Origin of the sequence: Streptomyces sp. NPDC127106 (assembly GCF_042677605.1) — a bacterium.
Classification (GTDB): domain Bacteria; phylum Actinomycetota; class Actinomycetes; order Streptomycetales; family Streptomycetaceae; genus Streptomyces.
The window spans coordinates 1-21,046 of sequence record NZ_JBHXTC010000028.1 but is presented as its reverse complement, the minus strand read 5'-3'; the positions used below and the strand labels follow the sequence as shown (position 1 = coordinate 21,046).

Annotated in this window: 13 protein-coding genes and 1 pseudogene; 7 read left to right on the top strand and 7 right to left on the bottom strand. The window is 74.1% G+C overall.

The annotated features are described in order from the left end of the window. Window positions 1-46: 46 nt before the first annotated feature. The 7 genes from ACFVGY_RS22540 to ACFVGY_RS22510 all read right to left on the bottom strand — a co-directional run bounded on the left by ACFVGY_RS22540 (window position 47) and on the right by ACFVGY_RS22510 (window position 5,550). Entirely contained in the window at window positions 47-853 is an 807-nt protein-coding gene (locus ACFVGY_RS22540; protein WP_385680073.1) for a cytochrome c biogenesis CcdA family protein, read from the bottom strand. Then, window positions 850-1,461 (bottom strand): TlpA family protein disulfide reductase, encoded by a 612-nt coding sequence (locus tag ACFVGY_RS22535; RefSeq protein ID WP_385680071.1) that lies wholly within the window; start codon window positions 1,459-1,461, stop codon window positions 850-852. The genes ACFVGY_RS22540 and ACFVGY_RS22535 overlap by 4 nt, the downstream gene beginning before the upstream one ends. After that, a complete protein-coding gene (locus tag ACFVGY_RS22530; protein WP_385680070.1) occupies window positions 1,458-2,228 on the bottom strand; it encodes a thioredoxin family protein in 771 nt (256 codons plus the stop codon). The genes ACFVGY_RS22535 and ACFVGY_RS22530 overlap by 4 nt, the downstream gene beginning before the upstream one ends. Window positions 2,229-2,530: 302 nt before the next feature. Next, window positions 2,531-3,094 carry a hypothetical protein gene (locus tag ACFVGY_RS22525; RefSeq protein WP_385680068.1) on the bottom strand — a complete coding sequence of 188 codons (564 nt, stop codon included), beginning with the start codon at window positions 3,092-3,094 and terminating at the stop codon, window positions 2,531-2,533. A 243-nt stretch (window positions 3,095-3,337) separates the two neighbouring features. Continuing rightward, window positions 3,338-4,219, bottom strand: coding sequence for a CAP domain-containing protein (locus tag ACFVGY_RS22520; protein WP_385680066.1), 882 nt, complete (start codon window positions 4,217-4,219; stop codon window positions 3,338-3,340). Between the two features lie 245 nt (window positions 4,220-4,464). Next, window positions 4,465-4,896: a VOC family protein gene (locus ACFVGY_RS22515; RefSeq protein ID WP_385680064.1), complete on the bottom strand. Its 432-nt coding sequence runs from the start codon at window positions 4,894-4,896 to the stop codon at window positions 4,465-4,467. 27 nt (window positions 4,897-4,923) lie between these two features. Next, window positions 4,924-5,550: a TetR/AcrR family transcriptional regulator gene (locus ACFVGY_RS22510; protein ID WP_385680062.1), complete on the bottom strand. Its 627-nt coding sequence runs from the start codon at window positions 5,548-5,550 to the stop codon at window positions 4,924-4,926. A gap of 65 nt (window positions 5,551-5,615) precedes the next feature. Here ACFVGY_RS22510 and ACFVGY_RS22505 point away from each other — a divergent pair, with 65 nt between their 5' ends. The 7 genes and pseudogenes from ACFVGY_RS22505 to ACFVGY_RS22475 form a co-directional block, all read left to right on the top strand. Beyond that, window positions 5,616-6,632 (top strand): saccharopine dehydrogenase family protein, encoded by a 1,017-nt coding sequence (locus ACFVGY_RS22505; RefSeq protein ID WP_385680060.1) that lies wholly within the window; start codon window positions 5,616-5,618, stop codon window positions 6,630-6,632. Between the two features lie 112 nt (window positions 6,633-6,744). Then, a complete protein-coding gene (locus ACFVGY_RS22500) occupies window positions 6,745-7,275 on the top strand; it encodes a DUF4396 domain-containing protein (protein WP_385680058.1) in 531 nt (176 codons plus the stop codon). Window positions 7,276-7,365: 90 nt separating this feature from the next. Beyond that, window positions 7,366-9,195, top strand: coding sequence for an ABC transporter ATP-binding protein (locus tag ACFVGY_RS22495; RefSeq protein ID WP_385680056.1), 1,830 nt, complete (start codon window positions 7,366-7,368; stop codon window positions 9,193-9,195). A 563-nt stretch (window positions 9,196-9,758) separates the two neighbouring features. Further along, complete coding sequence (locus ACFVGY_RS22490; RefSeq protein ID WP_385680054.1) at window positions 9,759-10,103, top strand: DUF5132 domain-containing protein; 345 nt, start codon at window positions 9,759-9,761, stop codon at window positions 10,101-10,103. Window positions 10,104-10,186: 83 nt separating this feature from the next. Next, window positions 10,187-10,414, top strand: a pseudogene (locus tag ACFVGY_RS22485) (HMA2 domain-containing protein); the annotation flags it as partial. Between the two features lie 180 nt (window positions 10,415-10,594). Further along, the gene (locus tag ACFVGY_RS22480) at window positions 10,595-12,703 is read left to right on the top strand and encodes an ABC transporter ATP-binding protein (RefSeq protein WP_385680188.1); all 2,109 of its coding nucleotides are present in this window, start codon (window positions 10,595-10,597) and stop codon (window positions 12,701-12,703) included. A 129-nt stretch (window positions 12,704-12,832) separates the two neighbouring features. Next, window positions 12,833-21,046: amino acid adenylation domain-containing protein (locus ACFVGY_RS22475; RefSeq protein WP_385680052.1), on the top strand; the 8,214-nt coding region annotated here is incomplete at its 3' end.

The following is a 21,046-nucleotide window of genomic DNA, read 5'->3' as shown; positions in this document are numbered from 1 at the left end:
TGGGCGGGGGCCGGCAGCCGGGGGGCGTACGCTGCGAACAGCGGCTCTACAGGGCCGTGGTGAAGTCCGCGCTCCACAACTGCAGCCCGTACACCAGGTCGTTCCACACACCGGTCGCCAGCAGGACGCCGACGAGCACGAGCATGCTTCCGCCGGTCCGCAGGACCCACGGGTAGTGGCGCTTGACCAGCCCGAACGCGCCCAGCGCCCGCCGGAACGCCAGCGCGGCCACGACGAACGGCAGGCCCAGCCCCAGACAGTACGCGGCCATCAGCAGGGCCCCGCGGGCCGCGCTCGCCTCGGACCAGGCGAGCGCCTGCACGGCGGCCAGCGTCGGGCCGATGCAGGGGGTCCAGCCGACCGCGAACACCGCCCCCAGCAGGGGCGCCCCGGCGAGTCCCAGCGCGGGACGCCGGTGGCTGCGCAGCTCCCGTTGGGTCAGGCCCGGGAGGAATCCCATGAAGGCCAGCCCCATGAGCACGGTGAAGACGCCGAGCGCCTGGGTGACCGCCTCCTGGTGGGCCAGCAGGCTGCGGCCGGCATGGCCGAACAGGGCACCGCCGGAGACCAGGACCGCCGTGAAGCCGAGGACGAACAGCAGCGCGCCGGCGGCCATGCGGCTGCGGTGTCCGCTGCGCGGGTCCGCCAGGTCGGCGACCGACAGGCTGGTCACATAGCTGAGGTAGCCCGGTACGAGGGGCAGGACGCAGGGGGAGAGGAAGGAGACGAGCCCCGCGACGAGCGCCACGGGGGCTGCGATCAGGAGGGTTCCGCTGACGAGGGCGGGGGCGTCCGCGGCGGCTGAAACTGGAACTGAGGCTGCGGCGAGCATGCCGTGCGCGACCGGTGTCATGACGGTTCCTCCACCAGGCGCGCGAGCAGCGGCCGCAGCTGCTCGTCCGTCACGGCGCCCCCGATCGCGGCGGCGATGCGCCCGCGCCGGTCGATCACCAGGGTCGAGGGGACGGCCTGCGGGTTGAGCAGCGCGGGCGGGAAGCGGAGCAGCAGCTCGCCCTCGGGGTCGTGGAGGCTGGGGAAGGTCACGTCGTGGGCCCGTACGAAGGACCTGGCCGCGGCCCGGTCCCGGTCCCGGGTGTTGATCCCGAGGAACCGGACCCCGTCGGCCCGGGTCTGTCGGCTGAGCCGCTCCAGGTCGTCGGCTTCCGCCCGGCAGGGGCCGCACCAGGACCCCCACACGTTGAGGACGACGACGTGGCCGCGCAACCCGTCGAGGCCGACGTGCTTGCCGTCCAGGTCCTCACCGGCCAGGACGGGCGCGTTCTGCCGGGCGGCGGGGTCGACGACCGCCGCCCGGTCCGCCGTCCGGACCGAGCCGGCCCGCCCGCCGTCCGGCGTGCCGGCGCCGTCCCCGCCGTCCCCGCCGTCCGTCAGGACGCCGGCGAGGAAGCAGCCGGCCGCGACGGCGAGGCCGGCCGCCGTGGCCCGTACCGCTCGTCTCACGACGCCCACTGGCGGAGGAACGCGTTGATGCCCTCCGAGGTCAGGGACGGGTTGCCCGTGACGTGGGTGTCGGTGCGCACCGTGCCGGACGGGGAGACGACGACCAGCACGGGCATCTTGTAGGTGCCGCCCGAGGGGCTGTACTTGCGCAGGAGCGCGGAGTTGGCGGAGCTGTTGCCGCCGATGTCCACCTTGACCATGTGGTACGAGGCCCCGAGGATCGCCGCGGTCTGCGACTGGGCGAACACCTTGTCGGCGGCCTTGCAGTTGCCGCACCAGTTCGCGCCGAAGTCGAGCAGCACCATCCGCCCGTCGGCCTTGGCCGCGCGCAGCGCCGCGTCGATCTGCTTCTGGGCGTCCGCCGAACCGTCGTAGCCCGGGCCGGGGACCGCCGCCGGAGCGGGCGCGGCCGACGAACGGGCCGTCGGCTTGGCCGACGTCCGGGCCGGCGCGGCGGACCCTGCCCCGGCCTGCGAGGACGTGGCGGACGCAGAGGCGGATGCGGAGGCGGAGGCGGAAGCGGACGGCGAGGCGGACGGGGACGCCCCGGTGGACGCGCCGGCGGTCTCCGACGCGGAGGGGAGGGCCTCCGCGGACGCGCGGGCGGCGGAGGGCGCCGCGGATCCTACGGGCTGGGAGGACGGCCCGCAGGCCGCGGTCAGCCCCACCGCGACCACGGCCGCCGCGGCCAGCGGCAGGCGCATCCCCAGGGGCGCGGCGGAGCGGGACGGTGTCGTACGGCGGTCGGCGCGGACGGGTCGGAGCATGCGGGAACTCATGGCGAAGACACCCCAAGGCACGGTTCGGACTGCGGGACGGGCCGAGACGCCCCCCGCTCGGTGGAACGGCGGCCCGTACGGTCCGCCGGGGAGTCGCGCCCCGGCGCCGAGGGCCGCTCGGCTGACGCGAGCATAGGACCCCTCGGGGCCGCCGGAACCGTCTCGGCGGGATCTTCAGCTTGCCCTAAGGAACAGCTCACCTTCCGCTTCGCCGGAGCCCGGCCCACGACCGCGCACACGGCGTGAACCGCGTGAAAGGGGACGGGGCGGGCGAGCGGTGCGAAATGGTTTCAGAACGATGTTTCGCGGACGCTGGCCCGCGGGCCCGGGTCGATCGTCGCCGTGATGACCGAGCGGTGGTTGTCGCTGGTGAACGTGACCGTGAGGGTGTCGTCCGCGGTCTGCGAGGTGGTCGCCTTGAAACCACGGCTGGGGATCGCGGAGATCAGGCACACGCCCCGGCTTCCGTACCGCACGGTCGCCTTGCCGCCCTGCGAGGGGACGGTGTGCAGGCCCACTCCGCCGTCCTCGCAGTCGACGTCCGACTTGGGTGCGGTGGCCCGGGGGGTTCCGGGCGCGGCCTTGGCGGGGGTGGCGCTCGCGGCCGAGGGGGAGGGCCGCTGCGTCGCCGAGGGTGAGGGGCTCGCGGACGCGCTCGGGGAGGGCGCCCCCGGCGAAGGCTCCTGTCCCGCCTGCCATGCCGGCGGGGTCTCGATGACCGTCGGAGCGGACCGTGCGACCGGGGGCGTATGCCGGGTCGTGCCGACCACGAACTGGACCGTGGCGAGCACGGCGGTCACGCTGGCGGCCGTGCACGACAGCCATATGAGCAGGTAACGCGGAAGACGGGGCACGGCCCCATACTGGCCGACGTGCCGGCCGGCCCGTCACCGGCTCCCCCCGAAGCGCGCGGGGGAGCCCTCCACGCCCTGCGGAGCCGGCCAACGCCGACGTCCCCCGGACCCGGAGGGGCCGGAGGACGTGGCGGAGGGGGTGTGGGGGGTGGATCAGGGGGGAGGGGGTGGCGTTCGGGGCCTTGGCTGCCCGCCGACGACCTCTTGGGCGGTTCAGGCGGTTCAGGCGGTTCGGGGCGTCCGTTACCTCGGGGCGCCGAAGTTCTGCGTCCACCACGGGCCGCCGTCGCCCTTGTGGACGCCTATGCCGATCTCCTTGAAGGCGCAGTTGAGTATGTTGGCCCGGTGGCCGGGGCTGTTCATCCACGCCTTCATGACCGCGTCGGCGTCGGCCTGGCCGCGGGCTATGTTCTCGCCCAGGTTGGACCACTTGTAGCCGGCGGCCTCCACCCGGCTGGTCATGGTGGACCCGTCCGGTCCGGTGTGCGACATGACGCCGGCGCGGGCCATGGTGTCGCTGTACCCCCGTGCGGCGGTGCTCAGCTTGGCGTTCGTGCTCAGGGGGCCGCAACCGGCGGCGGACCGCTCCTTGTTGACGATGGCGAGGACGGCGGACTCGGCGTCGGCGTTCACGGTGCCGCCGGAGCTCCCGGACCCGCCGGACCCACCGGATCCCCCCGATCCGCCGGATCCGCCCGAACCTCCGGAGCCGCCGCCCGAGCCCGAAGCGGGCTTGCCGGCGGGCTTGCCGCCCTGGTTCGGCGCCGACTTGGCTGCCGTGCTCTCCTCGCCCGCGGGGCCGGAGGGGGTGGCGGATGCCGAGGCACCGGCCTCGGGCGACCCGGACGGGCTCGGGCTCGCCGAGGCCGAGGCCTCGGCGGTGGGGGCGGCGGTGGTCGGGGTGGCGGTCGCCGACCCGCCGGCGGTGGCCGCCGCGGACGTCTTGCCGGCGGCCCCGCCGGCCCGCTGGTCCACGCGGGAGTCACCGTCGGAGTCGGCCACGGCGACCCCGACCGCCACCGCCGCGGCCGCCGCGGTGACAGACAGCACGATGCGGGTACGCGCCGTCTTCCTCCGCCGGGCCTCGACGCGGGACGGGGTTCCGGTGGTTCGGCTGCGGCTCATGCCGGTAACACCTCACTAGAGCAGGGGGAGTGGAACTCCTCCCGAGCCTAGGGCGGTGACCAGCGGAAAAACCGTTCTGGAGGGGTTCTTCAGGTTCCCTTAAGGAAGCCCGAAGGGTCGACTCAGGAACGAGCCGGGCAAACCTGCCGATTCGGAACTCGCGGCAGGTGCAGGGGTATCGGTCTCGGCCGCCGGGGAGCGCCCTGCGGTACGTGGCGGAGGGGTTGCCCCTTCTGCAGCACGCTTCAGACGTCGAAGTCGGGCAGGATCAGGGAGCCGTCCTCGGCGAGGGTGAAGCCGGGATTGTGGGCGATCTCCCAGGCATGGCCGTCGGGGTCGGTGAAGACGCCCGAGTAGAAGCCGATCGCGTTGACGGCGGCGGGTCGGGTGACCGTACCACCGGCCCGGGCGGCGGCATCGAGGACGGCATCGACTTCGGCATCCGTACGCACGTTGTGGGCGAGGGCGATACCGCCGAAGCCGGCCGGCGGGGAGTCGGGAAGACCGCAGTCGGCGGCCAGTTTCCCGCGGTCCCACAGCACCAGGGCCAGACCGCCCGCCTGGTGGAAGACCGTCTCCTGGACCTCGGTGCCGCGCCAACCGAGGGCGGTGTAGAAGCGCTTGGCGCGGGCGAGGTCCGCCACGCCCAGGGTGATCAGGCTGATCCGCTGTTCCATCCCGCCACCGTAGCGGCCGGGTGCGGGTCAGGGCAGGAGCTGGCGTACGAGGGCGTCCGCGGCCCACTCCTCCCAGCGGGCGGGGGTCCAGCCGCGCCGGGTGACGAGCAGGTCGTAGGTTTCCGGGCCGAGCACGGTCAGCGCGACGTCGGCCGCCGCCGTGACGTCGAGCCCGTGCCGCAGGGCCCCGCCGGCCTTCGCGTGCAGCGCCTGCGCGAAGCGGAGTTGGACGGCGTGGCGCTGGTCGTGGTTGAGCCGCCACAGTTCGGCGAGTTCCGGATCGGCGGTCGCGGCTCCCCGGACGACCTCCAGGACCCGTGCGGCCCGCTCCAGGATGTGCCGGGCGCCCGCGGCTTGGAGGGCGAGCTGGGTGGCAGGGTCGGCCTCGTCGAGGACCTCGCGGGCCCAGGGGCGGTCGAGGGTGGCGACCGGGTCCGCGTCACCGGCGACGGCCGTGTCCAGCAGCTCCTTGAGCAGCGCCCGCTTGCTGCCGAACGTGAAGTAGACGGTCTGCACGCCGACTTCCGCGGTGCGGGCGATGTCCTCCACGGTCGTCCCCGTCCAGCCCTTCTCGGCGAACAGTCGGGCGGCGGCGTCGAGCATCCGCTGCCGGGTGCGGCGGGCCTTCTCCGCGCGGGTCAGGGGTGCGGCCACCGGTTCTCCTCGGTCGGTCCCGGGCTCTTTGACTGTAGTGAGACTACAGTGTATTTCACTGGAGCATGACTACAGTGAAATCGGGTCGCCTCCTGGTGGTCGGCGGCTACGGCGCCGTGGGTGCGACGGTGGCCGCGGCCCTCGTCGACTGGTTCCCCGGCCGGGTCGTCGTCGCGGGGCGCGACGCGGCGAGGGCGTTGAGGCTCGGCGGCGTCCGCGTCGACGTCACCGATCCGGACGGCTTCCGGCGGACGCTCGACGGCCTCGGTGACGTGGCCGTCGTCGTGATGTGCGTGGAGCCGCCCGACGCCGGGATCGCGCACGCCTGTTTCGAGCGCGGCGTCCACCTGGTCGACATCGGTGCCACCCGGCGGCTGCTCGACGGCGTGGCGGAGCTGGACGGCCTCGCGGCGGCTGGCGGAGCCACGGCCGTGCTCAGCGTCGGAGTCGCCCCCGGGCTGACGAACCTCCTCGCCCGCCGGGCGCACGAGGCCGTCGGCGGCGCGGAGCGCATCGACCTCACGGTGCTCCTGGGCGCCGGCGAGCGGCACGGCGCCGACGCGGTCCGCTGGACGGTCGAGGGCCTGGCCGAACCCGCGACCGCCCGCCCGCTGCGGGTCGAGCTGCCCGGACACGGGCCGCGCACCGCGTACCCCTTCCCCTTCTCCGACCAGCACACGCTGCCCCGCACCCTCGGAACCGTGCAGGTCACCACCCGTCTCTGCCTGGACTCCGGGCCGCTGACCGGCACGCTCTTCGCGCTGCGGCGGGCCGCCCGCCACCCGGCGGTGCGGCAGGCCCTGACCGCAGTCCTCCGCAGGGTCCACGCCGGGGGCGACGGCTTCGCCGTACGGGCCGACGCCCGGCGCGGGGACCTGCACGCGGCCTACGCGCTCACCGGGCGGGCGCAGAGCCGTGTCACCGGGCTAGTCGCGGCGTACGTCACCCGGGAGCTACTCACCGGCTCCCTGCCCGTGGGGGTCCATCACATCGAGGGGCTTGCGGCCCTGGCCCGCCTCCCGGAGGCGCTGGCGGAGCACGGGGTCGCCCTCCAGCGCCTCGGTGGACCGCCGGAAGGGTGAGGGCGGGCACCCGGGCCGACCGGCTCTGGAGGGAATACCCCCAGGGGGTATATCGTTGTGCGTGGGGCGCAGGGCAGGGAGCCCTGCCCGGACGGACATGGGGATGAGGGTCATGGGTCAGAGCGCACGCCACCACCGCCACCACTCCGCCGCACAGGACCATGCCGTCCATCACGGCGCCGGCGAGGCGGGACGCGCGGGCCGCGCCGGCGCCTCGTGGGGGACCGCCGCGAAGGCGACCCTGCACTGCCTGACCGGGTGCGCCGTCGGCGAGATCCTCGGCATGGTCATCGGCACCGCCCTGCTGTGGGGCAATGTCGCGACCATGGTCCTGGCGATCGCCCTCGCGTTCGTCTTCGGCTACTCGTTCACCCTGTTCGCGGTCCGCCGGGCCGGCCTGGGCCTCAAGGCCGCGATCAAGGTGGCGCTGGCCGCCGACACCGTCTCGATCGCCGTGATGGAGCTGGTCGACAACGGCATCATCGCCCTGGTGCCCGGCGCGATGGACGCCCATCTGGACGAGGGGCTGTTCTGGGGCGCGCTGCTGGGCGGATTCGCCGTCGCGTTCCTGGTCACGACCCCGATCAACAAGTGGATGATCGGCCGCGGCAAGGGCCACGCCGTGGTCCACGCCCACCACTGACGGGGCCGGTGGAAAACGCTTGGACGGCGCGGGCGGCCCTGCGGGACACTGCGGAACCTGTCCTAACCGGTCCAACAGCACAGGGTTGCGATGGGATCGCCTGAAACACCTGAAAGCCCACCGCGCAGGGGCTCGGTGCTCCTCGCGCTCCGCTACTACTTAAGGGAGCTGGCCCGGCTCCGCCGCATGACGGCGCCGGCGATGCTGGCCCCGGCGCTCGGCAACATCGGCATCAACTACGTTGCGCCGCTGATCGTCGCCAAGCTCGTCGGCCGGATGGCCGGAGGCGGCAGCACCGACATCGGCGCGATGCTGCCCTACGTCCTCGGTTTCGGCGGGGTACTGCTGCTCGCCGAGGCGTTGTGGCGCATCGGCCTGCACTGCCTCAACCGCCTCGACGCCCTCGGCATCGAGCGCCTGTACGTGATGGGGATGGACTCGCTGTTCGCCAAGGACGCCGCGTTCTTCCACGACAACTTCGCCGGATCGCTCACCAAGCGGGTCCTCAGCTTCGCCTCCCGCTTCGAGGAGTTCGTCGACACCCTGACCTTCTCGGTCATAGGCAAACTCGTACCGCTGGCCTTCGCCTGCGTCGTGCTGTGGTTCTACGAGCCGCTGCTCGTCGTGGGGCTCCTGATGATGATCGCCGTGACGGCACTGGGCGTGGTGCCGCTGGTCCGCCGCCGCCAGGCCCTCGTCGACGAGCGCGAGGAGGCCATCGCCCGGGTGTCGGGCCACGTCGCCGACAGTCTGATGAACATGGACACGGTCCGGGCGTTCGCCGCCGAGGAGCGCGAGGCCGCCGAGCACCGGTCCCGCGTGGCGGAGTCCCGGCGGCTGATGCTCCGTTCGTGGGACTACGGCAACCTGCGCATCGACACGCTGGTCGCGCCCATGTCCGTGCTGACCAACGCGCTGGGCCTGCTGGTCGCCGTCGCGCTCGGCGCGGGGGAACACGGGGTCGAGGCGGTCATCGTGGCCTTCGCCTACTACTCCAGCGCCACCCGGATCATGTTCGAGTTCAACCAGATCTACCGCCGCCTGGAGAGCTCGATGACGGAGGCCGCACAGTTCACCGAACTGCTGCTGACTCCGCCGACCGTGCTCGACCCGCCGTCACCGGAGCCCCTGCGGTCGGGGGCCTCCGCCGGCGTGCGCTTCGAGCGGGTGACCTTCGCCCACGGCGGAGGGCGGCCGCTGTTCCAGGGCCTCGACCTGGACGTGCCCAGCGGGGCGAGGATCGGACTCGTCGGCCGGTCCGGCGGGGGCAAGACCACGCTCACGCGGCTGCTGCTGCGGATGACGGACATCGAGGCCGGCCGGATCCTGATCGGCGGTCAGGACATCAGCAGGCTGGCCCAGGCCGACCTGCGCAGCCTGATCGCCTACGTACCGCAGGACCCGGCGATGTTCCACCGCACACTGCGGGAGAACATCGCGTTCGCCCGGCCGGGCGCCACCGACGCGGAGATCCGCCGCGCGGCCGAGGCGGCGCACGTCACCGAGTTCGCCGACGCCCTCCCGAAGGGCTTCGACACCATGGTCGGCGAACGCGGCGTCAAACTGTCCGGCGGTCAGCGCCAGCGGGTCGCCCTCGCCCGGGCGATCCTGCGCGACGCCCCGATCCTGCTGCTCGACGAGGCCACCAGCGCCTTGGACTCCGAGAGCGAGATCCTCGTCCAGGAGGCGCTGTGGCGGCTCATGGACGGGCGGACGGCGCTCGTCGTGGCACACCGGCTGAGCACGGTCGCGAGCATGGACCGGCTCGTCGTCCTCGACCGCGGGCGCATCGTCGAGCAGGGCACGCACGACGAACTCCTCGCCTCGGACGGCGCCTACGCGCGGCTGTGGCAACACCAGTCCGGCGGCTTCCTCCACGACACCCCCACCCCCACCCCCACCCCGGACAACGTCCTCTGACCCCACCCCCCACTCCACCCCCACCCCTACCCCCAGTCCCGTCTCCCCCCGAACCCGTACCCCGCGCTGCACACGGGGTGCGGGTTCGATCCGTGCGGTGACGGTGGTTGCGCCGCCGGGGTGACACCCGGGCGAGAGGCGAATACGCGCCGACACCGTCCGTGCGATGTCTGGGGAGAGATCGCGGTGAGCCCCGGGATTCCGGGGGCGGCGAGGAGGGATTTCCGACATCACGGTCGGCATTGCTGGCGCAAAGCAATCGGTCGAACCTCCCCTCGATACCCTTCCGGGTGACGGTGCACGAGCGCCACGTTTCGCTGCCGCTAGCCTGAGGGAGCTTTGCAAGGCCCGGGGCAGGAACGACGTCCCGCGGCCGGCAGGCCGGTCGTTTCGGCACAACCGCCGACCGGTATGCGTATCGGTTCGGCCGTCCTCTTCGCCGTCGATTGCCGACGCTCGACGTGTTGCCACACTCGCGGCAATTTCCACCGCTCGGTGTTCCCGACCAAGACCCCGCTCCGTTCAACGACGCTCGTCCACCCAACGAAGAGAGGTAGGGGATCATGCCGCCCGTCCTTCCCCCGTTCCTGATCGGACTCATTGCCGCACCGCTGGCCAAGCGGATCGCCAAACCGCTGGTGCGCGGCATCGTGAAGACCTCCGTCGGGCTGGTGCTGGAGGTGAAGCGGGCAGCTCACGACGCCACCGAGAGCCTGCAGGACCTCGCGGCCGAGGTGACCGCCGACGTCGTCGCCTCGCAGGTGACCTCCGGCTCGGACCGGCAGGCGGCTCCCGCCCCGCAGAAGGACGGGCAGGGCCCGGAGGCGGGCAGGTCCGCCTCGACCCACATGCCCGGGTCGCAGCAGCCCAAGGGGCGTGGACCCGACGTCGCACCCGCCCAGGCGTGACGCCCCTCCTCTCCAGGCCGCCGCGCCGCCCGGTCGCCCTTGGTGAAGAGGGCGTTGAGAAAACACCCAGGAACTGCGGAGAAATGACACTGCTGGTGGAACCCGCGGCCGTTCGACAGCCTCTCCGGCTGCCGGAGGACGCGTATGCGTTGACGATGTGCTCCGCCGTTCCCGGCAGGCAACGCTGGAAGATTCCGGAGATGGCCGGCAAACGGCACCTGGCCGAGGTCCTCCAGGAAACACTGCACGGCGTTTCCTGGATCCGCTCTGCGCGTGCGAACCATGTGACGGGTACGGTTCTCGTTCTGTACGACGAGAATCACGGACCGGTCGACGTACGCGAAGTCCTGGAGAATGTCCTTTCGGCAATCCTCCGGTGCGCGCAGAATCCGGGCGGGCTTCCCACGGTTTCCTCCGGGGAGCCCCCCGCAGGGGCTGCGCCACCATCCGCCGGGGCCGGCAACGGGCGCGCGCCGGGTGCCGTTCTCGCCGTGGCCGGCGGTGCGACGGCGGCCGCGGCCCTGCTCGCGCCCGGCAGGCTCCTGCGCAGGCCCATCGTGGTGCTGGGCGCTGTCGTGGCGGCCACCGCCGTCCTCGTACGCCGCGCCGTGCGCCAGGCGGCCGGTGCCACCGGACTCGACACCGGCACTGCCACCGGGCTCGACACCGGCACCGACACCGCCGCGGCGGCCTCCGGTCCGCCGGGAGGCGCGCCGCCGGGCCGACGCTCCTCGTTCCGGGCCCTCCTGGACGTCGTCGGCCCGCACAAGGCCCGGCTCGGCCTCGCCTCCGGCCTGTCCGCCGTGTGCCAGCTGGCCGAGGTCGCCCTCGGCCTCTTCCTGGGCTGGACCGCGCTGGTGCTGATCAAGGGGGAGTGCGCGCCGCTGCTCACGCTCGGCCTGACCAGCGCCTCCTCGCAGCTGTGGTTCCTGGCCGCGGCCGCGGCAGCGGCCTGCGCCGCCGTCGCCGGCCTCTCGTACGCGGCGGGCGTCGCCTGGCGCAGGCTCGGTCAGGACGTGCAGCACGACTGGCGCAACCACACCTACGCCCACGTGCAGCGGCTCGAACTGAGCCAGCTGGAGGGCGAGCGCACCACGCGCGTCGCCGGCGTCCTGACCGACGAGGTCGCCCAGCTCGGCGCGTTCTTCACGTCCTCCGCGAACGACGTGGTCCAACTGACCACCAGCTTCCTCGTGCTGGTCCCCGCCTTCCTGCTGTTCGCGCCGCAGATCGCCTGGCTCGCCTTCCTGCCGATGCCCCTCGTGGCCTGGCTGTCGTTCCGCTACCACGACCGCGCCGCCGCCGACTACGCCGTCTCCAGCGAGAACCGGACCCGGCTGCACAGCCAGCTCGTCAACAGCCTGCAGGCCGGCGCCACCGTCAAGAGCTTCTGCACCGAGGACTACGAGGCCGGACGCGTCGACAGCCTCGGCGAGGTGTACCGCGACAGCAACCTGCGCACCGACCGCAGCAGCATCCGCCACTCCGAGACCGTCCGCGCCTGCACCACCGCCTCCATGACCGGCACCCTCCTGCTCGGCGGGCGCCTCGTCCTCGACGGCACCCTGCCCTTCGAGGTGTTCAGCCCGCTCATCGGCCTGCCCCAGCAGGTCCTGCTGCGACTCACCCGCCTCGGCGGCATCGTCGACCAGTACCAGCGCACCCTCACCGCGTACGCACGGGTCCAACAGCTGCACGCCCTGCCCACCGAACCCGTCGGCCGGGAGCACCCCGTCGACCGCCGGGACGTCGGCGGAGCCGTCACCCTGGAGCGGGTCACCTTCGCCTACCGCGGCCGGCCGCCCGTGCTCAACGACCTGTCCCTGCACATCGCCCCCGGCAAGGTCACGGGCATCGTGGGCGCGACCGGCTCCGGCAAGACGACCGTCGCCAAACTCCTCATGCGGTTCCAGGACGCCGACTCCGGCCGGGTCCTCCTCGACGGCCGCGACGTCCGCGACCTGTCCCGGCACGGCCTGCGCAGCGCCGTCGGGTTCGTCGCCCAGGACCCCTTCCTGTTCGACGGCACCATCGCCGACAACATCCGCTACGGCAGCTTCGACGCCCCCCACGGGCACGTGGAGCGCGCCGCCCGGATGGCCGAGGCCCACCCCTTCATCGCGGAGCTCCCCGAGCGGTACGACACGCACATCGGCGAGCGCGGATCCGCCCTGTCCGGAGGGCAGCGCCAGCGCATCGCCCTGGCCCGGGCGATCCTCAAGGACCCACCCGTCGTCATCCTCGACGAGGCCACCTCTGCCGTGGACAACGAGACCGAGGCGGCGATCCAGCACGCCCTGCGCACCTTCGCCCGGGACCGCACCCTGATCGTCATCGCCCACCGCCTGTCGACGATCCGCGGCGCCGACTGGATCTACGTCCTCGACCGGGGCGGCATCGTCGCAGAACAGGGCACCCACGGCGACCTGCTCGCCCGGCACGGGCTCTACACGTCCCTCTGGCAGTTCCAGGCCGGCGAGCGGCCCGACCGACCCGCGGTACGCCGGGTCCCCGCCCGCGCCGTCCTGCCGCACGGCGGCGCGGGCGAGCCCGCCGGCTCCCGCCGCCCCGCGCCCCAGCCCGCACCGTCCCGGTCCTAGGCCCCTCCCGGGCCGTCCCCCTCCCGATCCCGGCTCGACCGCCACGCCCCGGGCGCGCGGGCCGGCTGGTTCTCCCTGCCGCAGCGCCGGCGGCACCGCATCCCCGACCGCACTTCTGGAGGTACCCCCATGCCTGCTCGCGACGGCGTCGTCCTGCCCCTGACGGCGGCTCAGCGCGACATCTGGCTCGCCGAACAGCGGACGACCGGCGTCAACCCGCACTACCGCCTCGGCGAGTACGTCGAGATCCACGGGCCCGTCGACCCCGACCTGTTCGCCGCGGCGCTGCGGCAGGCCGTCACCGAGAACCAGGCCCTCCACACGCGGTTCGTCCACGACGACAACGGGCCGCGGCAGGTGCTGGGGGCACCGGCCCGGTGGGACCCCCACCGTCTCGACCTGAGCGCGGCGGACGCCCCGCTCGCCGCGGCCGTGGACTGGATGGCCGCAGACCGGCTCCGGCCCCTCGACCTCACCGCCGACCCGCTGTTCAGCCATGCCCTGATCAAGCTGTCCGACGAGCGCTGGCTCTGGCACCACACCTACCACCACCTCGTCGCCGACGGCTTCGGCTACGTCCTCGTCGCCCGCCGGGTCGCCGAGCTGTACACGGCCCTGACCGAAGGACGCACGCTGCCGCCCACGCCGTTCGTGCCGCTGCAGGACGTGGTCGACAACGACGCCGCCTACCGGGCTTCCGACCGCTTCGCCGCGGACCGGCGGTACTGGGTGCAGCGCCTCGACCGCCTCCCCGCACCCGTCCGCCTCGGTCGCGCCCCCGCCCACCCCGACGGGGCCACCCTGTGCACCCGGCTCACCCCCGAGCACTCCGGGAGCGCAGCGGTGCGGGCAGCGGCCGAACGCACCGGGGCCCGCTGGTCCAGGATCCTCATCGCCTCCACCGCCCTGTACCTGCACCGTCTCACCGGCGCCCGCGACCTGCTCCTCGGCCTGCCCGTCACCGGCCGCGACCCCGACGACGCCACGGCGATGTCCGCTCCGGGCACCCTCGCGAACGTGGTGCCCCTGCGCCTGGCCCTGCAACCCGGCACGCCCTGGGGGGCGTTCCTCGACCAGGTCGACGCCGACGTCCGCTCCGCGGTGGAGCACCAGCGCTACCGCGGCGAGGACCTCCGGCGGGACCTCGGGCTGACCGGGTCCCCGTACTCGGCGATCGTCAACATCAGGTCATTCCCCCGGCAGCTGACGCTCGCCGGCCACCGGGCCACCCCGCACGGCCTGTCCGCCGGCTCCGCCGCCGACCTGGCGGTGTGGGCCGTGGACCGGCGCGACGGCACCGGCCCGCGGATCGCCCTCCACACCGCCCCGGACCTGTGGCGCGACGACGAACGCCAGGCCCACCGCCGGGGGCTGACGGCCCTCCTCGACAGCCTTGCCGAGACGGCCCCCGACCGCCCGCTGGGCCGCATCCCCCGGCACGGGCGTGCCGCTGCGCGCCCCCGCCCGGCCGAGCCCGGCGCCGGCTCCGGGCCCGCGGCCGTGCCCGATGCGTCCGCGCCCACCGCCCACCTCGCCGTTCTGTTCGAGGAGCAGGTCCGCCGCACCCCCGGCGCCGTGGCCGTCGTCGGCCCGGACGCCACCCACACCTACGCGGAACTCGACGCGCGGGCCAACCGCATCGCCCGCCTGCTCATCGCGCACGGAGCCGCCCCGGAGAGGCTGGTCGCCCTCGCCCTGCCCCGCACCGCCGACCTCGTGGCGGCCGTCCTCGCCGTCCTGAAGACCGGCGCGGCCTACGTCCCCCTCGACCCGGAACACCCTTCCGCCCGCCTCGCCCGGATCCTCCAGGACACCCGCCCGGCCGTCCTCGTCACCCACGACGCCCTGCGCGGTCGGCTGCCCGACGAGCCCGCCCCGGACCTGGTCGTCCTCGACGCGCCGGAGACCGCCGCCCGGCTCGCCGCCTGCTCCCCGACCGCCCCCGCCGTGGACGCCGACCCCCGCCACCCGGCGTACGTCGTCCACACCTCCGGCTCCACCGGCCGGCCCAAGGGCGTCCTCGTCACCCACGCGGGCGTCGCCAACCTGTACCGCCACCAGCGCGGCACCCTCTTCCCCGTCGTGGCGTCCGAGGACGGGAACGGGAACGGGAGCGGGGACGGGGACAGGACCGGGGACGGCGCCGGACGGCGGATGCGGGTGGCGCTGACCACCTCCCTCGCGTTCGACGCCTCCTGGGACCAGCTGATGTGCCTGTTCGCCGGCCACGAGCTGCACGTCCTCGACCGCGACACCTGGGCCGACCCCGACGCCTTCCTCCGCCACCTCGACCGCCACCGCCTCGACTTCGTCAACGCCACGCCCTCCTACCTGCGCGTGCTGCTCGACCACGGGCTCCTCGACGGCGGCCGGCACCGCCCGTCCGTGATCGTCGCCGGAGCCGAGGCCGTACCGCAGCGCCTGTGGGACGAGCTGCGCGCCGCCGAGGGCGTACGCTGCCTCAACTTCTACGGCCCGACCGAATGCACCGTCGACGCCCTCACCGCCCCCGTCGCCGCAGCCGCCCACCCCGTCATCGGCAACCCGGTCACCGGCGTCCGGGCCCACGTCCTCGACGCCGCCCTGCACCCCGTCCCCGACGGCACGCCCGGCGAGCTCCACCTCGCCGGCGCCGGCCTCGCCCGCGGCTACCTGGGCCGGCCCGCCCTGACGGCGGAGCGCTTCGTCGCCGACCCGTACGGCCCGCCCGGCAGCCGCATGTACCGCACGGGCGACCTGGTGCGCCGCACCGCGCACGGCGCCCTGGAGTTCCTCGGCCGCACCGACGACCAGGTCAAGATCCGCGGCTTCCGGATCGAACCCGGCGAGATCGAGGCGGAGCTGACGTCCCACCCCGCCGTGGCCGACGCGGCCGTCGCGGCCCGCACGGACGACGACGGCGCCCCGCGGCTGATCGCCTACGTCGTCGCCGCGCCCGGTGCCGAGCCCCGGCCCGAGCAGCTGCGCGCCCACCTCCGCGGCCGGCTGCCCGCCCACCTGCTCCCGGCCGGCTACGTCGTCCTCGACGCCCTGCCGCTGACCCCGACCGGAAAGCTGGACCGGCAGGCGCTGCCCGCGCCCGCCCCCGCCGCGGCCACCCGCGGCCGGGCGCCCCGCACGGTGCGCGAAGAGCTGCTGTGCGGGCTGTTCGCCGACGTCCTCGGCGTGCCCGACGTCGCCGCGGACGACGATTTCTTCGCCCTCGGCGGCGACTCCCTGCTCGCCCTGCGCCTCCCGGCCCGGATCCGGGCCGCCCTCGGCACCAGCGTCCGCCTCGCCGACCTCTTCGCGGCCCCTACCCCGGCCGGGGTCGCCGCCGCCCTCGACGACGCCGCCGCCCGCGGCGCCGACGGTGCCCGCACCCGCACCCGGCCCGCGCTCACCCGCCGCGAGCGCCCCGAAGTCGTACCGCTCTCCTCCGCCCAGCGCCGCCTGTGGTTCCTCCAGCGAATGGAAGGCACCGGCGCCACCTACAACATCCCGCTCGCCCTGCGCATGGCGGGCAGCCTCGACCGGGCGGCGCTGGAGGCCGCGCTCCACGACGTGGTGACCCGGCACGAGAGCCTGCGCACGGTGTTCACCGACGAGCGGGGCAACCCCGCCCAGCACGTCCTGGACGCCGACCGGGCCGCGCCCGCCCTGCCCGTCACCGACTGCGACGAGGCGGAACTCCCGCAGCGGCTGGCCGCGGCCGCGCGCCGCACCTTCGACCTCGCGGCGCAACCGCCCGTCCGCGCAGAGCTGTTCGCCCTGCGCGCCGACGAGCACGTCCTGCTGCTGGTGGTCCACCACATCGTCGGCGACGGCTGGTCCCTGGGAGCCCTGGCCCGGGACGTCACCCAGGCGTACGCCGCCCGCCGCCGCGGCACCGCACCCGACTGGCCGGCCCTGCCCGTCCAGTACGCCGACTACACCCTCTGGCAGCGCGAGCTGCTCGGAGACGCCGCCGACCCCGACAGCCTGTCGGCACGTCAGCTCGCCTTCTGGCGCGCCAACCTGGCCGACCTGCCGGAGCGCCTCGACCTCCCCCTCGACCGGCCCCGCCCCGCCGCGACCACGTACCGCGGCGACCGGGTCGAGCTGCACCTCGACGCCGACCTGCACCGTGCCCTGCGCACGCTCGCCCGCCGCCACGGGGCGACCCTGTTCATGGTCCTCCAGGCCGGCCTCGCCGCCCTGCTGGGCAAGCACGGCGCGGGCACCGACGTCCCCGTCGGCGTACCCGTCGCCGGACGGACCGACGAGGCCGCCGACGAGCTGGTCGGCTTCTTCGTCAACACCCTGGTCCTGCGCACGGACCTGTCCGGCGACCCGACGTTCACCGAACTCCTCGACCGGGTCCGGAGGAACGCCCTCGCCGCCTACGCCCACCAGGACGTGCCCTTCGAGCACCTGGTCGAGGAACTCAACCCGACGCGGTCGCTCGCCCACCACCCCCTCTTCCAGACGATGCTCGCCCTGCAGACCGCGCCGCTCGGCGAACTCGACCTGCCGGACCTGCACGTCGCCACGGCCCTGGTGCCCACCGGCACCGCCAAGTGCGACCTCACCTTCAACCTCACGGAACGCAAGGACCCGGAAGGCGGCCCGGCCGGCCTCACCGGCCTGGTGGAGTACAGCACCGACCTGTTCGATCCGGAGACGGTCGGTGCGCTGGTGGAGCGGTGGTTGCGGTTGCTGCGGGCGGTGACGGCCGACCCGGGGCTGGCGCTGAGCCGGGTCGACGTGTTGTCGGAGGCGGAGCGGTTCGTGGTGGTCCCGCCGGTGCCGGCCGGGGCGCCGGCGGCGCCGGACGCGTGCATCCCGGCCCTGTTCGAGGCGCGGGTGCGGGAGTGCCCGGACGCGGTGGCGGTGGTGGCGGGGGAGACGTCGCTGACGTACGGGGAGTTGAACGCCCGCGCGAACCGGCTCGCGCACGCCCTGATCGAGCGGGGCGTCGGCGTCGAGGACCTGGTGGCGCTGGCCCTGCCGCGCTCGGCGGAACTCGTCGTCGCGGTACTGGCCGTGCTCAAGTCGGGAGCGGCGTACCTCCCGCTCGACCCCGGCTACCCCGCGGCACGGCGGGCGTACATGGTCGAGGACGCCCGGCCCGTGCTCGTCCTGGACGATCCGGCCGCCGTCGACCCCGGGGACCACTACCCGGACACCGATCCGTCGGTGGGAGTGACCTCCGCGCATCCGGCGTACGTGATCTACACGTCGGGTTCGACGGGGCGGCCGAAGGGGGTGGTGGTGCCGCACGGGAACGTGGTGCGGCTGTTCTCGGCGACGGAGGAGTGGTTCGGGTTCGGGGCGGATGACGTGTGGACGTTGTTCCACAGTTACGCGTTCGACTTCTCGGTGTGGGAGTTGTGGGGTCCGTTGTTGTACGGCGGGCGGTTGGTGGTGGTGCCGTTCGAGGTGTCGCGGTCGCCGGAGGCGTTCTGGCGGCTGCTGGTGGAGCAGCGGGTGACCGTGCTGAACCAGACGCCGTCGGCGTTCTACCAGCTGATGCAGGCCGATGCGGAGGCCCCGGGCGCCGAACTGTCGCTGCGGTGGGTGGTGTTCGGCGGGGAGGCGCTGGAGCCGGCGCGGCTGGCGGGCTGGTACACGCGCCACGCGCCCGATGCCCCGGTCCTGGTGAACATGTACGGCATCACCGAGACCACCGTCCACGTCACCCACACCCAACTGAGCGGCGACACCGCGGTCCCGGGCGCCGCCAGCGACATCGGCACCGCCCTCCCCGACCTGCGCGTCTACGTCCTGGACGACCGGCTGCGCCCCGTCCCGCCCGGCGTCGCCGGGGAGCTGTACGTCGCCGGGGCCGGCCTCGCCCGAGGCTACCTCCACCGGCCCGGGCTCACCGCCTCCCGCTTCGTCGCCGACCCGTACGGACGGCCCGGCACCCGCATGTACCGCTCCGGGGACGTGGTGCGCCGGAACTCCCGGGGCGCCCTGGAGTTCGTCGGCCGGTCCGACGACCAGGTCAAGGTACGCGGCTTCCGCATCGAACTCGGCGAGATCGAGTCCGAGCTCGCGGCCCATCCGGAGGTCGCCCAGGTCGCCGTCCTGGCCCGCCGCGACCGGGCCGACGACCCCCGCCTCGTCGCGTACGTCGTCCCCGGCCAGGGCTGCACCGCGCACTCCGCGGTGCTGCGCGGGCACCTGCGGGAGCGGCTGCCCGAGTACATGGTCCCGGCCGCGTTCGTCGCCCTCGACGCCCTGCCGCTGACCGTCAACGGCAAGCTCGACCGCCGGGCGCTGCCCGAACCGCAGCTCGGCGCCCTCGGTAGCGGCCGGGCACCGCGCACCCCGCAGGAGCAGATCCTGTGCGAGCTGTTCGCCGAGATCCTCGGAGCCGCCGAAGCGGGCGTCGACGACAGCTTCTTCGATCTCGGCGGGCACTCCCTGCTCGCCACCCGCCTCGTCGCCCGCGTCCGCGCCACCCTCGGCGTCGAGCTGGAACTGCGCGCCCTGTTCGAGGCGCCGACCCCGGCCGGCCTCGCGGCGGGCCTAGCCGGCGCGGGCCAGGCCCGGCTGCCCCTCACTGCCCACCCGGAGCGGCCGGAGCTGGTCCCGCTGTCCTTCGCCCAGCGCCGACTGTGGTTCCTGCACCAGCTCGAGGGGGCCAGCGCCAACTACAACATCCCGCTCGCCTGGCGCCTGTCCGGGCCGCTGGACCGGCCGGCACTGGGCCGGGCCCTCGCCGACGTGACGGCCCGGCACGAGAGCCTGCGCACCGTCTTCCCACAGGTCGACGGCACCCCCCACCAGCGCATTCTGGACCCGGCGGAGAACCGGCCGCGACTGGACGTGCACACCGCCACGGAAGCGGACGTCGACTGCCTCCTCGCCGAAGCACTCCGGTTCCCGTTCGACCTGGCCGCCGACCTGCCGCTGCACGCCGAACTGTTCGAGTTGGGGCCCGAAGACCACGTCCTGCTGCTCGTCATCCACCACATCGCCGGAGACGGCTGGTCCCTCGGCCCGCTGGCCCACAACCTGGCCGATGCCTACGCCGCGCGCCGCCGCGGCGAGGAACCCGCGTTCGCGCCGCTGCCCGTGCAGTACGCCGACTACACCCTCTGGCAGCACCGGCTGCTCGGCGACGCCACCGACCCGGACAGCCTGTTCGCCCGGCAGGCCGCGTACTGGACGAAGGCCCTGGCCGGGCTGCCCGAGCGGATCGAGCTGCCCACCGACCGGCCCCGCCCGCCGGTCGCCTCCCACCGCGGCGGCTTCGTCACCGCCGCGATCGACGCCGAACTCCACCGCGGGCTGCGGGAACTGGCCCACGCCCACGGCACCAGCCTGTTCATGGTGCTCCAGGCCGGCCTCGCCGCCCTGCTGAACAAGCTGGGCGCCGGCGACGACATTCCCGTCGGCAGCCTCATCGCCGGCCGCACCGACCAGGCCCTCGACGACCTGATCGGATACTTCGTCAACACCCTCGTCCTGCGCACCGACACCTCCGGCGACCCGACGTTCACCGAACTCCTCGGCCGCGTGCGCGACGGGGCCCTCGGCGCCTACGCCCACCAGGACCTGCCGTTCGAGTACCTCGTCGAGGCCCTCAACCCGGCGCGCTCGTTGTCCCACCACCCCCTCTTCCAAGTCATGCTGGTGCTGCAGAACGCACCCCGGGCCGACTTCGCCCCGCCCGGCCTGCACACCGACCCCGTCCGGCTCACCACGACCACCTCGAAGCTGGACCTGATCTTCTCGATGTCCGAGCGCCACGGCGACGACGGGCACCCCGCCGGCATCGACGGCTTCGTGGAATACGCCGGCGACCTGTTCGATCCGGAGACGGTCGGTGCGCTGGTGGAGCGGTGGTTGCGGTTGCTGCGGGCGGTGACGGCCGACCCGGGGCTGGCGCTGAGCCGGGTGGAGGTGTTGTCGGAGGCCGAGCGGCTGCTGGTGGTCCCTCCGGCGCCGATCGAGGTGCCGGCGGTGTCGGAGGCGTGCCTGCCGGAGTTGTTCGAGGCGCGGGTGCGGGAGTGCCCGGACGCGGTGGCGGTGGTGGCGGGGGAGACGTCGCTGACGTACGGGGAGTTGAACGCCCGCGCGAACCGGCTCGCGCACGCCCTGATCGAGCGGGGAGCCGGCCCGGAGACCCTGGTCGCCCTGGCCCTGCCGCGCTCGACGGAACTCGTCGTCGCAGTGCTGGCCGTGCTCAAGTCGGGAGCGGCCTACCTGCCGCTCGACCCCGACGCCCCGGCCGCCCGGCGCGCCTTCATGCTGGAGGACGCCCGGCCCGTGCTGCTCCTGGACGATCCGGCCGCCGTCGACCCCGGGGACCACTACCCGGACACCGATCCGTCGGTGGGAGTGACCTCCGCGCATCCGGCGTACGTGATC

Coding starts and splice junctions, on each gene's coding strand:
- ACFVGY_RS22505 (WP_385680060.1), top strand. CDS start 5,616: ATGACTACAGTGAAATCGGGTCGCCTCCTGGTGGTCGGCGGCTACGGC.
- ACFVGY_RS22490 (WP_385680054.1), top strand. CDS start 9,759: ATGCCGCCCGTCCTTCCCCCGTTCCTGATCGGACTCATTGCCGCACCG.
- ACFVGY_RS22515 (WP_385680064.1), bottom strand. CDS start 4,896: ATGGAACAGCGGATCAGCCTGATCACCCTGGGCGTGGCGGACCTCGCC.
- ACFVGY_RS22540 (WP_385680073.1), bottom strand. CDS start 853: ATGACACCGGTCGCGCACGGCATGCTCGCCGCAGCCTCAGTTCCAGTT.
- ACFVGY_RS22530 (WP_385680070.1), bottom strand. CDS start 2,228: ATGCTCCGACCCGTCCGCGCCGACCGCCGTACGACACCGTCCCGCTCC.
- ACFVGY_RS22495 (WP_385680056.1), top strand. CDS start 7,366: ATGGGATCGCCTGAAACACCTGAAAGCCCACCGCGCAGGGGCTCGGTG.
- ACFVGY_RS22520 (WP_385680066.1), bottom strand. CDS start 4,219: ATGAGCCGCAGCCGAACCACCGGAACCCCGTCCCGCGTCGAGGCCCGG.
- ACFVGY_RS22500 (WP_385680058.1), top strand. CDS start 6,745: ATGGGTCAGAGCGCACGCCACCACCGCCACCACTCCGCCGCACAGGAC.